Annotated in this window: 10 protein-coding genes; 2 read left to right on the top strand and 8 right to left on the bottom strand. The window is 67.9% G+C overall.

Annotated elements, in window-relative coordinates; translation table 11 throughout:
- Positions 1-30: 30 nt before the first annotated feature.
- The 8 genes from AOZ06_RS33005 to AOZ06_RS60495 all read right to left on the bottom strand — a co-directional run bounded on the left by AOZ06_RS33005 (position 31) and on the right by AOZ06_RS60495 (position 11,854).
- Positions 31-4,581 carry a ThuA domain-containing protein gene (locus tag AOZ06_RS33005; RefSeq protein WP_054297088.1) on the bottom strand — a complete coding sequence of 1,517 codons (4,551 nt, stop codon included), beginning with the start codon at positions 4,579-4,581 and terminating at the stop codon, positions 31-33.
- A 150-nt stretch (positions 4,582-4,731) separates the two neighbouring features.
- Positions 4,732-5,889 (bottom strand): Gfo/Idh/MocA family protein, encoded by a 1,158-nt coding sequence (locus AOZ06_RS33010; RefSeq protein WP_054292967.1) that lies wholly within the window; start codon positions 5,887-5,889, stop codon positions 4,732-4,734.
- A gap of 51 nt (positions 5,890-5,940) precedes the next feature.
- Positions 5,941-7,011: a substrate-binding domain-containing protein gene (locus AOZ06_RS33015; RefSeq protein WP_054292968.1), complete on the bottom strand. Its 1,071-nt coding sequence runs from the start codon at positions 7,009-7,011 to the stop codon at positions 5,941-5,943.
- 69 nt (positions 7,012-7,080) lie between these two features.
- Positions 7,081-8,055, bottom strand: a complete 975-nt coding sequence (locus tag AOZ06_RS33020) for an ABC transporter permease (protein ID WP_054297089.1) — start codon at positions 8,053-8,055, stop codon at positions 7,081-7,083.
- A 35-nt stretch (positions 8,056-8,090) separates the two neighbouring features.
- Positions 8,091-9,575, bottom strand: a complete 1,485-nt coding sequence (locus AOZ06_RS33025; protein ID WP_054297090.1) for a sugar ABC transporter ATP-binding protein — start codon at positions 9,573-9,575, stop codon at positions 8,091-8,093.
- Between the two features lie 29 nt (positions 9,576-9,604).
- The gene (locus AOZ06_RS33030; protein WP_225953431.1) at positions 9,605-10,840 is read right to left on the bottom strand and encodes an ROK family transcriptional regulator; all 1,236 of its coding nucleotides are present in this window, start codon (positions 10,838-10,840) and stop codon (positions 9,605-9,607) included.
- A 301-nt stretch (positions 10,841-11,141) separates the two neighbouring features.
- Positions 11,142-11,393 (bottom strand): DUF397 domain-containing protein, encoded by a 252-nt coding sequence (locus AOZ06_RS33035; protein WP_063810156.1) that lies wholly within the window; start codon positions 11,391-11,393, stop codon positions 11,142-11,144.
- Positions 11,390-11,854 (bottom strand): DUF5753 domain-containing protein, encoded by a 465-nt coding sequence (locus AOZ06_RS60495; RefSeq protein WP_157233394.1) that lies wholly within the window; start codon positions 11,852-11,854, stop codon positions 11,390-11,392. Before AOZ06_RS60495 ends, AOZ06_RS33035 begins: the two co-directional genes overlap by 4 nt.
- 2 nt (positions 11,855-11,856) lie before the next feature.
- On the opposite strand from AOZ06_RS60495, the gene AOZ06_RS33045 reads away from it, so the two are divergent.
- Together AOZ06_RS33045 and AOZ06_RS33050 are read left to right on the top strand one after the other, a co-directional pair.
- Positions 11,857-12,372, top strand: coding sequence for a SigE family RNA polymerase sigma factor (locus AOZ06_RS33045; RefSeq protein ID WP_054292971.1), 516 nt, complete (start codon positions 11,857-11,859; stop codon positions 12,370-12,372).
- Positions 12,353-12,982, top strand: coding sequence for a hypothetical protein (locus AOZ06_RS33050; protein WP_054292972.1), 630 nt, complete (start codon positions 12,353-12,355; stop codon positions 12,980-12,982). The genes AOZ06_RS33045 and AOZ06_RS33050 overlap by 20 nt, the downstream gene beginning before the upstream one ends.
- Positions 12,983-12,993: the final 11 nt, after the last annotated feature.

The raw sequence follows: 12,993 nt of genomic DNA on the forward strand, positions 1-12,993 counted from the left end.
CCCGCGTCGTAAGAACACCTCGGCCGTGGTTCAGCTTCCGGAGCTCGCCCTCGGCAGTGCCGGACCGCCACCGAGCGAGTCGATCACCGCACGGGCATCCCTGACCAGGGTGGACCGGACATCCGAGTCGGTGACCTTAGCCGGATCATTCGCGAGTTCCACGAACTTTCGCAACTGCTTGACTGCCTTTGCGTCATCCCCGGCCGCCTCGGCCTTGCGGGCCTTGGACAGTTGGCCGGACAAGCTGACAAAAGCGGACAACGACAGCCGGTTGGTCGCGCGGAACCGCGTGATCAGCTGGTCGACGTCCCGCAGCGACGTCGTCGTCGCGAACGTCAGCTTCTGCTCTGTCCGGTTGCCCGCCTTGTCAAGAGCTGTCACCGAGAGGTTGTGCACACCCAGTGGCAGCTGGTGCAACGACGTGACCTGGCCGGACTGGATCGGCGTCGTGTTCAGCAACCCCGTCACCGAAGCGATGCCGGACGTCACGTCCTCGGCGTGCCACTTGACGACCACGTCGGTGGAGTCTCCGTAGACGCGGCCCTCGGCCAGGCCCGACACCAGCAAGGTCGGCTTGGACGCGTCGATCAGGATCGTCGCGGCCTTGTCCGGCTCCACGTTGCCGTCCTTGTCGTGCGAGCGGTACAGCAACGTGTGCTGCCCGTCCCCGCTGACCACGACCGCCTGCGTGTACGGCGTCCACGGGCCGTTGTCGAGCTTGTACTCGGTACGCGCCACGCCGGAGCCCTCGTCGGTCGCGGCCAGCTCGACCGGGACCTGACCGGGGTGCCAGCCGCCCGGGTTGGCGAAGTTGGCGACCGTCACCGGCGGTGTGGTCTCCAGCTCCTTGATCCGGACGTCGCGGAACGACACGTCGTCACCGTTGCCGTGGTTCTGCAGGCCGATGAAGCCCTGCGTGAGATCGCGGTTCGGGTCCGTGGACACGAAGTCGTTGATCAGCACGCCGTTGAGCAGCACCTGGATCGTCTGGCCGCGGACGATGATCTCGTAGCCGTTCCACTGCCCCGGCGGCTTGAGCGCCGCGTCGCGCTTGGCGATGTCGGCCGACTGGAACGAGTAGACCGACCCGGTCGTGCGGTCCGGCGCGTCGGTCGCGTCGATCTGGATCTCGTAGCCCTGGTTGACCGCGACCCACGGGTCGTTGCCGGGCTCCGGGTAACCGACGAACACACCGGAGTTGTCGTCGCCCGCGACCTTCCAGTCCAGCTTCAGACTGTACGCGTTGAACTCCTCCTTGTGCGACAACAGACCCATGCCGCCCTCGGACAGGACGGTGCAGTCCGCCTGCTGGGCGAACCGGCCGGGGCCGGACTGCTTCCAGTTGCCGAGACTGGCCTGCGTGCCGTCGTAGAGGCTGCGGTACCCGGCTTCCGGCTGCGTCGGCTGGCACGCCGGTGGCTGCGCCACACCGGTCCCCTCGAACCGCAGAGCGTCCACATCGAACATCCCACCGGGGCCGTTGTCCCGGAACACCAGGAAAAGCGGCTTCGTGCCACCCGGGGCGGCCAGCGGCTTCACCGGCAGCTCGACGTACTTGTCCCAGCCACCGGTGCTGGCGACGTCGAACGTCTGCAACAGCGGGCCGTCGACCGCGCCGGAGCGGACCTCGATCTTGCCGCCGGCGCCGCCGGACGAGACCCGCAGCCCCAGGCCGGTGATCCCGGACAGGTTCGCCGGGTCGAACGCGATCCAGTCACCCGGATCGGTGTAGCCGACCTGCTTGCCACCGCTGGCACCGGCGTTGGCGACCACCTGGATCCCGCTCATGCTGGAGAAGTACTCCGCCTGCTTGAGCTTGGTCTGCATGATGTTCTCGCCCTCACCGAGCAGCGGCGGGACAGTGCCCTTGCCCCTGTCGGTGTAGCGGGCGTTGATCACGCCGAAGATGTTCGCGTCCTCGCCGTGCCCGCCCTCGCCGGGCGTCTCGATCACGCCTTCACAGCCGAACGCCTCGCTCAGCGGGTGGCCGTGGTTGTCGTGCCCGAGGATGTAGCGGACGTGCACCTTCGAGCAGTCGATCTGGCCGTCTTCCGGGTCGGTGACCTTGACCTTGAACGGGACCTTGTCGCCGAACTTGAAGAAACCACCGTTGACCGGGGCCTCGACCACGACCGTCGGCGCGGTGTTGCCGGCCGTGATGGTCACGTTGGCCACGCCGACCAGTCCGACCGAGTCCGTCACCGAGAGTTTCGCGGTGAACTGGCCCTCCTGGGTGTAGGTGTGGGTCACGGGCCCAGCGGTGGTCGAGTCGACCGTGCCGTCGTTCTCGAAGTCCCACGCGTAGGTGATCGGCTGGCCGTCCGGGTCGTTCGTCCCGGCCGGGTTGAAGTTCACCGTCAGCGGGGCGTGCCCGGATGTCTTGTCGGCGGCCAGTTTCACCACCGGCGTGCGGGTGCCCTTGGTGTAGTCGATCCGGTACACCGCCGACTCCGGCGAGCCGCCGAAGTAGCCGGTGCCGTAGTCCAGCACGTACAACGCGCCGTCCGGGCCGAACTCGATGTTCATCGGCCGGACCAGGTCCATCGAGTTGAAGAACGGCTTGACGTCACCGCGCTCGCCGTTCGCCCCGACCGTGATCTCCTTGATCCAGCCGCGGTCCCACTCGTAGGCGAAGTTCTTCTTGTCGAAGTACGCCGGGAACTTCGTCTTCGACGGGTTGTTCGCGTCGAAGTGGTACGTCGGGCCGCCCATCGGCGACTCGCCGCCCGAGCCGAACTCCGGCACCGAACCACCGTCGTACGGGATCCACGCGGCCTGAGCCGGCGGCAAGTCGACCAGGCCCGTGTTGTGCGGGCTCTCGTTCTTCGGCGCGGCGCAGTCGAACGCCGAACCGGACTGGCCGGTCGCGAAGTCGTAGTCGACGAACGGCTGGTTGTCACCGACGCAGTACGGCCAGCCGAAGTTGCCCGGCGCCTTGATCAGGTTGAACTCGACCGTGCCGCCGGGGCCCCTGGCGGGGTTGGCCGCACCGGCGTCCGGACCGTAGTCACCGAGGTGGATCCAGCCGCTCTGCTTGTCCACCGCGAACCGGAACGGGTTGCGGAAACCCATCGCGTAGATCTCCGGCTTGGTCTTCTCGGTGCCCGGTGCGAACAGGTTGCCCGCCGGGATCGAGTACGAGCCGTCGGCGTTGACCTTGATCCGCAGGATCTTGCCGCGCAGGTCGTTGGTGTTGGCCGAGGTGCGCTGCGCGTCGTAACCGGGGTTGCGCGTGGCGCGCTCGTCGATCGGCGTGAAACCGTCGCTGGCGAACGGGTTCGAGTCGTCACCCGTGCTCATCAACAGGTTGCCCTGCGCGTCGAAGTCGATCTCGCCGCCGACGTGGCAGCACAGCCCGCGGGTCGCCGGGGTGGCCAGGATCTTCTGCTCGGAAGCCGGATCCAGCATCCCGTCGTCGCCGAGTTTGAACCGCGACAGCTGGTTGTGCCCGTTGAACGGCTCGAAGTCCGCTGCCGTGCCGTCGTTCGGCGCGTCACCCGCCGGGGTGTTCAACGGCGGTGCGTAGTAGATGTAGATCCACTTGTTGTTCGCGAAGTCCGGGTCGATCGCGACGCCCTGCAGGCCGTCCTCGTCGTGGTTGTAGACGGGGATCTTGCCGATCTGCTTGGTGGTCGCGTCCGGGGTGGTCAGGTACACCGTTCCGTCACGGGACGTGTGCAACACGCGCCGGTCGGGCAGGACCGCGAGCGCGATCGGCTCACCGGTCTTCTCCTCGCCCTTGGCGAGGGTGATCTGGTCGAAGTCGGAGTCGACCGGCTGCTCGTCCGGGCCCGGCGAGCAGTTGCCCGGCAGCACACCGGCGGCGTACTTGATCCCGCCCACCAGGTGCTTGCGGAACGCGTCCTCGCCGTAGGACTCCTTGGTGTGCCCGCCGCCGGTGTACCACGACCGGCCGCGATTGGTGTTGTGGCACCAGGCGATCGGGTGGTCCCCCATCGCGCCGTCGCCCGGCTGGTAGCTCTTCTCGTCCAAAGTAGCCAGTACTTTGACGTTCGCGCGCGGGTTGGAGCGGTAGTTGTACCACTCGTCGGTGCGGACCCACTTGTTCGGCACGCCCGCGGTCGACGGGTGCGAGTGGTCCTCCACGTCGACCGTCGCCTGCTGGATGTGCGGATGTGACTTGAAGTAGGCGCCGACGAGCTCGCCGTACCACGGCCAGTCGTACTCGGTGTCCGACGCGGCGTGCACCCCCACGTAACCGCCGCCGTCGTTGATGTAACGCTCGAAGGCCGCCTGCTGGTCGGCGTTGAGCACGTCACCCGTGGTCGACAGCCACACCACGGCGGCGTACTGGTCGAGGTTGGCGTCGGTGAACGCCCCCGCGTCCTCGGTCGTGAAAACCTCGAAGTCGTTCTGCTGCCCCAGTTGCTGGATCGCGGCGATGCCGTCGGGGATCGAGTCGTGGCGGAAGCCCGCCGTCTTGGAAAAGACCAGGATGTGCGGTTGGTCGGGGTGCGCGGCGGCCGGCAGGGCGCTCGCCACCCCCAGCCCTGTGGTCAGTGCCACAGCGGCGGCTAACGAGCGCCACGTGCGGCGTTTGTGGATTCCGGCGCCGTTGATCGGTCCCACTGGTAAGTTCTCCTTGCTCGCAGCGGTTGCGTGACCGTGAGAAGGGAAGAGCTGTCTCCTTTCGACCAGGTCGGTCTGTGGGCGACGACGCTGCCCGGCCGGGCTGCACCCCGGCGCGGGCAGCGTCCCACCACTGATGGCTCAGGGCACAGCGGTCCACCTGGACTCGTTGCCCGCACTGGCTTCCACCGCACCGAGGACCTGCTGCACCTGCAGGCCGTCGGCGAAACTCGGCGCGGGATCGGTGCCGTCGCCGATGTGGGTGAGAAAATCGAACACCTCGTGGGTGAAGGTGTGTTCATAACCGATGATGTGGCCGGGTGGCCACCAGGCGCCGGCGTACGGGTGGCTCGCCTCGGTGATCAGGATCCGCCGGAAACCGGCGGTCTCGTCCGGCGAACCACCGTCGTAGTACGACAGCTCGTTCATCGACTCGAAGTCGAACGCCAGGCTGCCCTTCTCCCCGTTGACCTCGAGGCGCATCGAGTTCTTGCGGCCCAGCGCGAAGCGGGTCGCCTCGTAGGACGCCATCGTGCCGGACGCGAACTTCCCGATGAACAACGCGGTGTCGTCCACCGTGACGTCGTCGAGCCTGCCGTCCGGGTCGCCCGCGATCGGTCGCTTGTGGACGAACGTCTCGGTCAGCGCGGACACACCCGCGAGGTGCTCGCCGAGGACGAACTGGGACGCGTCGATGATGTGCGCGCCGATGTCACCGAGCGCGCCCGACCCCGCCTCCTGCTTGCGCAGCCGCCACGCCATCGGCGCGTCCGGGTCCGACAGCCAGTCCTGCAGGTACTGCGCGCGCACGTGCCGGATCTTGCCGAGCTTGCCGTCGGCGATCATCCGGCGCGCCACGGCCAGCGCGGGCACCCGGCGGTAGTTGAACGCCACCATCGAGCGCTGTCCGCGCGCCGACGCGGCGGCGGCGGCCTCGGCCATCTCCCGCGCCTCTTCGACCGTGTTGGCCAGCGGCTTCTCGCACAGCACGTGCTTGCCCGCCTCGAGCGCGGCGATCGCGATGTCCTTGTGCGAGTCACCCGGTGTGCAGATGTCCACGATCTGCACGTCGTCGCGGGCGATCAGCGCCCGCCAGTCGGTTTCGAAGTCCTCCCAGCCGAGCTTGGCCGCGGCGGCCTTGGTGCGCTCGAGGTCACGACCACCGAGCACGGCCAGCCGCGGCGCCTGCGGCACGTCGAAGAAGTGGTGCACGGTGCGCCAGGCGTGCGAATGGACCCTCCCCATGAAGGCGTGGCCCACCATGCCGACGCCGATAGTCCCGTCGCCTGCGTTGCTCATCGATCACCCTTCCTGATCACAAACGGCTTGCACACCCCGGTCATGCGCCCGTTACGAGTCGAACGCCACGTCGGCGTACTGGGCAGCGTTCTCCTTGGTGACCACCGCGGAGTAGGTGGTGATGAGCGCCGGGATCTCGTGCTCGGCGAGATCGCCCATGCCCTTGGCCTGGCCGAGCAGGCGCGCCAGCGCGATCGCCGACGACGACATCGACGGGCTGTAGAGCACGGTCGCCTTGATGACGTCGCTGTCGGCCTTGATCTTGTCGATCATGTTCCGGGAGCCCGCGCCGCCGACCATGATGAACTCCTTGCGGTTGGCCGCGCTGATCGCGGCCATCACGCCGATGCCCTGGTCGTCGTCGTGGTTCCACAGCGCGTCCAGCTTCGGCGCGGCCTGCAGCAGGTTCGCCGTCGCCTTCTCACCGGTCTCCACGGTGAACTCGGCGGCCTGCCGCGGGCCGACCGCGAAACCGGCCTTGGCCAAGGCGTCCTTGAAGCCGCGGCTGCGGTCCTGGGTCAGCGGCAGCGAGTCGATGCCCGCGATCTCGCCGATGACCGGGTTGCTGATGCCCTTCTTCTTCATCTCCGCGGCGATGTACGCGCCCGCGTTGACGCCCATCCGGTAGTTGTCGCCGCCGATCCACGTCCGGTACGCCAGCGGCGTGTCGAAGATCCGGTCGAGGTTGATCACCGGGATGCCCTTGTCCATCGCGGACTGGCCGACCGACGTGAGCTGCTTGCCGTCCATCGGCAGGATCACGAGCACGTCGACCTTCTGGTTGATCAGCGTCTCGACCTGCGCGATCTGCTGGCTCGCGTCGTTGGTGCCCTCGGTGGCCTTCAGCGTGACGTCGGCCTTGAACTTCTCGGCCTGCGCCTTGGCGTTCTTGGTGATCGCGGCGATCCAGCCGTGGTCGGCCGCCGGAGCGGAGAACCCGATGGTCACCATCTTGCCGGCCTTGGCGTTGTCGCCCTGCCCGGCGGCGACGTTCGCGCCGCCGTTGGCCTGCGCGGCAGGCGGTTCGTTGGACGTGCACCCGGCGAGTAAGGCTCCCGCACCCACTGCGGCGCCGCCGATCAGGAACCCGCGGCGGGCAAGGGAGGTAGGCAGGTCGGTCATCTTTGATCTCCTGGTGTGAGCTCGTGAGTGTTTCGTCCGGTTAGAACCGGCCGAAACACTCACGAGGGGTTAGGTGTTGGCGCGGGCCTTGTTGGTGCGGAACTGCAGGAGCACGGCGATCACGATGATCGCGCCCTTGGCGATGTTCTGGACTTCGGTCGGCAGGTTGTTCTGCACGAAGATGTTGGTGATCAACGTGAAGATCAGCACGCCGATCAGGGTGCCGACCATCGTGCCGCGGCCACCGGTCAGCGCGGTGCCGCCGATGACGACCGCGGCGATCGCGTCCAGCTCGTAGAACATGCCGTTGGTCGACGAACCGGCCGTGGTCCGGGCGGCCAGCATCACGGCGGTGATCCCGGCGAGCAGACCGGCGAAGCCGTACACGAACGCGATGTGGCGCTTGACGTTGATGCCCGCGAGGCGCGTCGCCTCGGGGTTGCCGCCGACCGCGAACGTGCGGCGGCCGAACGTCGTGCGGTTGAGCAGCACCCACCCGGCGGCCACCACGATGACCAGGATCCACACCAGGGTCGGCACACCGAGGAACTCGCCTCGGAAGAACGCCAGGAAGTCCTGGTCACGAACGACCTGGGTCTGCTTGTTGCTCAGGTATTCGGCCAGGCCACGTGCCGAGATGTACATCGCCAGCGTCGCGATGAACGGCACCATCCGGCCGTAGGCGATCAGCAGGCCGTTGACCAGGCCCGCGCCGAGACCGACCAGCAGTCCCGTGACGACCATGACGAACGGGCCGTAGGACTGCGTCGCCAACGTGGTCATCCAGACGCTGGCCAAGCCGACCACCGAACCGACCGACAGGTCGATGCCGCCGGAGATGATCACGAACGTCATGCCGACGGCGACCACGCCGGACGGCGCGGCCAGCCGCAGGATCGTGTCGAGGTTGCTGCCGGTGAGGAAGTTGTCCGGGCTGGTGATCCACCCGATCAGGATCAACAGCACCAGCACACCGAACAGACTGGCCAGCCGCAGGTCGACACCCAGCCCCTGCTTGGCTCGCGGTGCCGGGCGCTCCGGCACTCCGGTGTCCCGCTTGGCCGCGGGGTCCAACTGGGTCACGCCGCACTTCCCTCCATCACCATGTCCAACACGTCCGCCTCGGTCAGCTCGTCGGCGGGCGCCTCATGGATCACCCGTCCATCGCGCAGCACCAGCACCCGGTCGGCCAGACCGAGCACCTCGGGCATTTCACTGGAGACGAGCACCAGCGCCACACCGTCCGCGGCGAGTTCCCGGATCAACCGGTACAGCTCCGCCCGCGCGCCCACGTCCACGCCCCGGGTCGGTTCGTCGAGCAGCAACACCCGGCAGCCGTGCACGAGCCACCGCGCGACAACCGCTTTCTGCTGGTTGCCACCCGACAGCGTGCTGACGTTGCGGCGCGGGTCGGCCGGGCGCAGGTCGAGGTCCTCCAGCTTGGTGCGGGAGTCCCTGAGTTCCTTCGCGCGGTCGGTGAACCCGAAGCTGCTGTAGGAGCGCATGCTCGCCAGGGTCACGTTCTGCGCCACCGACATGTCCATCAGCAGCGCCTGGCTCTTGCGCTCCTCCGGCGCGAGGCCGACCCCCGCGTCGACCGCGGAGCGCACGTCACCGTTGCGCAGCTTCTTGCCGTTGACGGTGACCGTGCCGTGGTTGGCCTTGCGGGCGCCGAAGATCGTCTCGAGGATCTCGCTGCGGCCGGCGCCGACCAGCCCGGCGATGCCGAGGATCTCCCCGGCGTGCACGGTGAAGTTGACGTCGGCGAACTCGTCGTCACGGCCGAGCCGCTCGACCTTCAGCACCTCCTTCGAGATGTCCACCGTGGACTCCTCGCGGTTGGGGTACACCGTTTCCACGCGCTTGCCGGACATCAGGGCCACCAGCTCCGACGTCGGTGTGTCCGCGGCGAGGTCGCGGGCCATCGTGCGGCCGTCCTTGATCACCGTGACCCGGTGGCCGATCTCGCGGATCTCCTCCAGCCGGTGGGAGATGTAGACCACCGCGACCCCCGCCGCGGTCAGGTCGGCGACCACGCGGAACAGGTTGGTGACCTCGTCGGCGGCCAGCGCGGCCGTCGGCTCGTCCATCACGATCAGCTTGGCGTCGTGTGCCAGCGCCCGCGCCATCGACACCAGCTGCTGGCCCGCCGCGGACAGGTCCCCGACTTCGCGTTCCGGCGGGATCTCCGGGTGGCCGAGGCGGTTGAGCAGCTCGGTCGCCTGCTTGCGGGCCTGCCGGTCCTTGGTGAAGCCCCAGCTGGCGCGTTCGTGGCCGAGGAAGATGTTGTCCGCGACCGACAGGCCGGGGATCAGGTCCAGTTCCTGGTACATCGTCGCCACACCCATCCGCAGCGCGGCGACCGGTGTGGACAGCGTGGTCCTCCCGCCCTGCCAGAGGATCTCGCCCTCGTCCGGCTGGTGCGCCCCGGCCAGCACCTTGATCAGGGTGGACTTGCCCGCGCCGTTCTGGCCGAGCAGGCAGTGCACCTCCCCCGCGCGGACCGTCAGGTCCACGCCGTCGAGCGCACGAACTCCCGGGAACGTCTTGACGATCCCGGTCATCTGCAGCAGCGCTGTACTCGCTTCGGCGGTCAAGCGGGTGCCTCCGTTGATTCACTTCGTTCCGGTACCTGGGTCGGGTCGTCGAAGACCCGGCTCAGCGCGGCCAACGCACCGCCGGTCCGCGCGGCGGTGAACCCCAGTTCCGAGCCGACCACGCGGACGGTCGCGGCTTCGGCGACCACTGCCCTGGCCGCCACCTCGATCCGGGCCGGTTCGATCAGCCAGTCCGGCAGGGCCGCGAAGTAGCCGCCGAGCACGACGACGGCCGGACTCAGTACGTTGACCACAATGGACACTCCGACGCCGAGTGCGGCGCCGATCTGGTGCAGGGCGCCGAGCGTGCGCTGATCGCCGTGCTCGGCCCGTGAGCGGACGATGGCCATCCGCTCCTCGATCGGACGGCTGGGGTCCGACACCGGGTCGCCCGGCGCGGCCAGCGCGTGGAACAGCGCGGCCAGCCCGACCTGTGTCTCCCAGCAGCCGCGCCGTCCGCACGAGCACTGGGGGCCCATCGTGTCCATCGACATGTGGCCGACCTCGCCCGCGTACCCGATGGAGCCGCGGACCAGGCGGCCACCGGCGATCACGCCTGCGCCGATGCCGAAGTCGCCCGTGACGTAGACCAGGTCGGCCGTGCCGCGCATGCCGCCGGCTTCGAACTCGGCGGTGGCGGAGAGGTTGGCGTCGTTGTCGACCGCGATCTTCTCCAGCGGGAACCCGAGCCGCCCGGCGAGGCCGTCGGCCAACGGGGCCTCGCGCCAGCGCAGCCGGGGTGACAGGCGCACGACACCGCGCCCGGTGTCGACCAGCCCGGGAACCGACACGGTGATTCCCGCGGGGTACGCGCCGACGACGTGGGCCAGTTCCTGGTCGGCGACCTCGGCGAGCTTGTCGATGGTGCGGTCGACTCCGGCGGAGCGGACGTCGAAGGGGATCTGCCGGTCGGCGACCACGGCGCCGGTGGTGTCGACGGAGGTGGCGGCCAGGTGGTCGACGCCGATCTCCAGGCCGATGCCGCGGACGCCGTCGCTGTCGAGTTCGACGATCTGACCGGGCCTGCCCTGGCCACCGGCGGCGACGCCGCCGGCACGGACGAGTCTGCGCGCGGTCAGTTCGGCTACCAGCGTGGACACGGTCGCCTTGCTCAGGCCGGACAGCACCGCCAGTTGCGCGCGGGAGAGGCCGCCCTGCTCTCTGAGCACGCGGATGACCCAGGCGAGGTTCGCCCTGCGCAATGCGGCGCGGTCGGTCGGCTGCTCCGGCATGACCGGCACACCAGCTCCACTTCGTTGGGTAACTAGCCGAACTAAGGTGCCCTAGCTCACACGTAACCCTGGATTCTGGGGTACTTGTATCGCAATCCGCCAAAAGTACCAATACTTCCGGCGACCTTTTGCTCAGCTCCGACAAAAGTCGGCTGAGTCTAGCGCGAAGTCACCCGGAGTTGAACCCTTTGTTCAACCCGTGACCCAAACACGATTTCGAGCGGTGCAGAGCGCTCAGGAGAGCTGATGGGCACCCATCTCCGACTGGAAGCAAGGAGACAGGTGCTTCGGACGAACGTGCTCAGGCCAGCGGGCCGCGCTTGACGTCGTCGATGAAGGCGGCGAACCCGCCGCGAGAGAACCTCAGGATCGGGCTGCCATCGCCCAGCTTGCTGTCCCGAACCGCCATGACAGTGGGGTCCGGGGTAGAACCAACCTCAACACACTGGCCCTGGGTGGCCGAGTGAGAAGACTTGTGCCACGCACCGACCTCGACACACTCGCCGCTGGTCGCCGACCGGGAGGACTTCCGCCACTCCCACCTGTATGTCATTCCAACTCCTTCCGCACCTTTCGGATCACCGACAGCGAGTGTGCCTCGGAAAGCGCGGCCTCCAACAGGCGATCCTCGACAGCGCTGTATTCGCCGATCTCCTCCACGTGGTCGCGATACCGGCTGCCGATCCGGTCTTCCACGTGCACCACACCCGGGTCGCGCTCGATGGGGAACTTCAGGATCGTGAACGACCCATGCAGCCCTGGATGCACACCGGCCTTGAACGGCAACACCCTGATGGTGACGTTCGGACGCTTCGCGACTTCCACTAGATGGTCGAGCTGCTGACAAAGCACACCTCGCCCGCCGATCTGCCGGTGCAGAACGGCCTCATCAAGGATGGCAACCAGTGCGAACTGCGCCTTGTCCCGCCGCCGTGCGGTCGCGGCCAGTTCACCACTCGCTTGAACCTCCAGCGGGCTCCACCGGGTAGGAGAAGCAGTCAACGGAGGGAGCACCGGTGCGAGATACCTGGGGCGACCAGGCGTTCGAAGCCTTCTTCGCAGCCCAGTCCCAGCGGCTGCGCAGGCTCGCGTACGCGATGTGCGGCGACTGGCACCTCGCCGAGGACATCGTGTCCGCCACGTTCATCCGGCTCTACCAGCGGTGGCACCGGGTCAGACCGGAGACGGCGAACGCGTACGCCCGCAAGGTCCTGACCAACGTGTTCCTCACCGGCGCGCCCAAGCGCAAGCGCGAGCAGGTGACGGAGTCGATCCCCGACACCCAAGTCTCAACGACCCGGGACAGCGACGACCGGCTGGACATGGCGGCGGCGCTGGCCGGACTGACGCCCAAACGCCGGGCGATGGTCGTGCTTCGGTTCATGGAGGACCTGCCGATCAGCGAGGTGGCCCGGCTGATGGGCGTGGCCGAGGGAACGGTGAAGAGCCAGACGTCGCGGGCCGTCGAGTCGTTGCGGGCCGCATTGGGAAAGACAGAAGGAGTGATCGAGGATGCAGGAGTTGCGTTCTGAGCTGGAGACGTACGCCTCAGCGGGCGAACCGCCGATGAGCCTGGCGTTCGACGACGTGGTGACAGTCGCGAAGCGCAAGCACCACCGACGCCGGTCGACGGTGATCGCCAGCGGTGTCGCGGTGGTGGCGGCGGTGGGGATCGCGGTGCCGACGTTCCTGATGGCGCCGAACTCACCGCCGGGTGTCGGCATCGGCGTCGCCGCGACAGGCACCTGCCGGGCAGAGCAGCGCACGTCGGAGCGAATCGCCTGTGTGGTGCGGGAAAAGGCACCGCCGGAGCTGGGGTCGCTCAAACTTGAATCGGTCACATCAGTGATACCTCAGTCCAGCAGCAGCGACGGTGGCACCATCTGGCAGGTGACGGACGGGCAGGAGGTGGTCGGCAGTCTGGGCGTGACCGTTGACAAACTCGGAGCAACGGAGCCGGACCATGGCAAGGCCGAGTTCCCCTCGTACTTCCGCGACACCTCGGTGACCTTCGAAAACCGGGGATACCAGATCCGTGTCTGGTCGTACCGGTACAACCGGGTGACCGGGCCGACCTCCGAGCTCCTGCTGAGCAAGGAGGCGATGACCCGGATCGCCACCACGCCGGAGCTGCTCCCCTGACGCAACTTCCG

Source organism: Kibdelosporangium phytohabitans, from assembly GCF_001302585.1.
Lineage (GTDB): Bacteria > Actinomycetota > Actinomycetes > Mycobacteriales > Pseudonocardiaceae > Kibdelosporangium > Kibdelosporangium phytohabitans.

Coding starts and splice junctions, on each gene's coding strand:
- AOZ06_RS33010 (WP_054292967.1), bottom strand. CDS start 5,889: ATGAGCAACGCAGGCGACGGGACTATCGGCGTCGGCATGGTGGGCCAC.
- AOZ06_RS33015 (WP_054292968.1), bottom strand. CDS start 7,011: ATGACCGACCTGCCTACCTCCCTTGCCCGCCGCGGGTTCCTGATCGGC.
- AOZ06_RS33025 (WP_054297090.1), bottom strand. CDS start 9,575: ATGACCGGGATCGTCAAGACGTTCCCGGGAGTTCGTGCGCTCGACGGC.
- AOZ06_RS33030 (WP_225953431.1), bottom strand. CDS start 10,840: ATGCCGGAGCAGCCGACCGACCGCGCCGCATTGCGCAGGGCGAACCTC.
- AOZ06_RS33035 (WP_063810156.1), bottom strand. CDS start 11,393: ATGACATACAGGTGGGAGTGGCGGAAGTCCTCCCGGTCGGCGACCAGC.
- AOZ06_RS33050 (WP_054292972.1), top strand. CDS start 12,353: ATGCAGGAGTTGCGTTCTGAGCTGGAGACGTACGCCTCAGCGGGCGAA.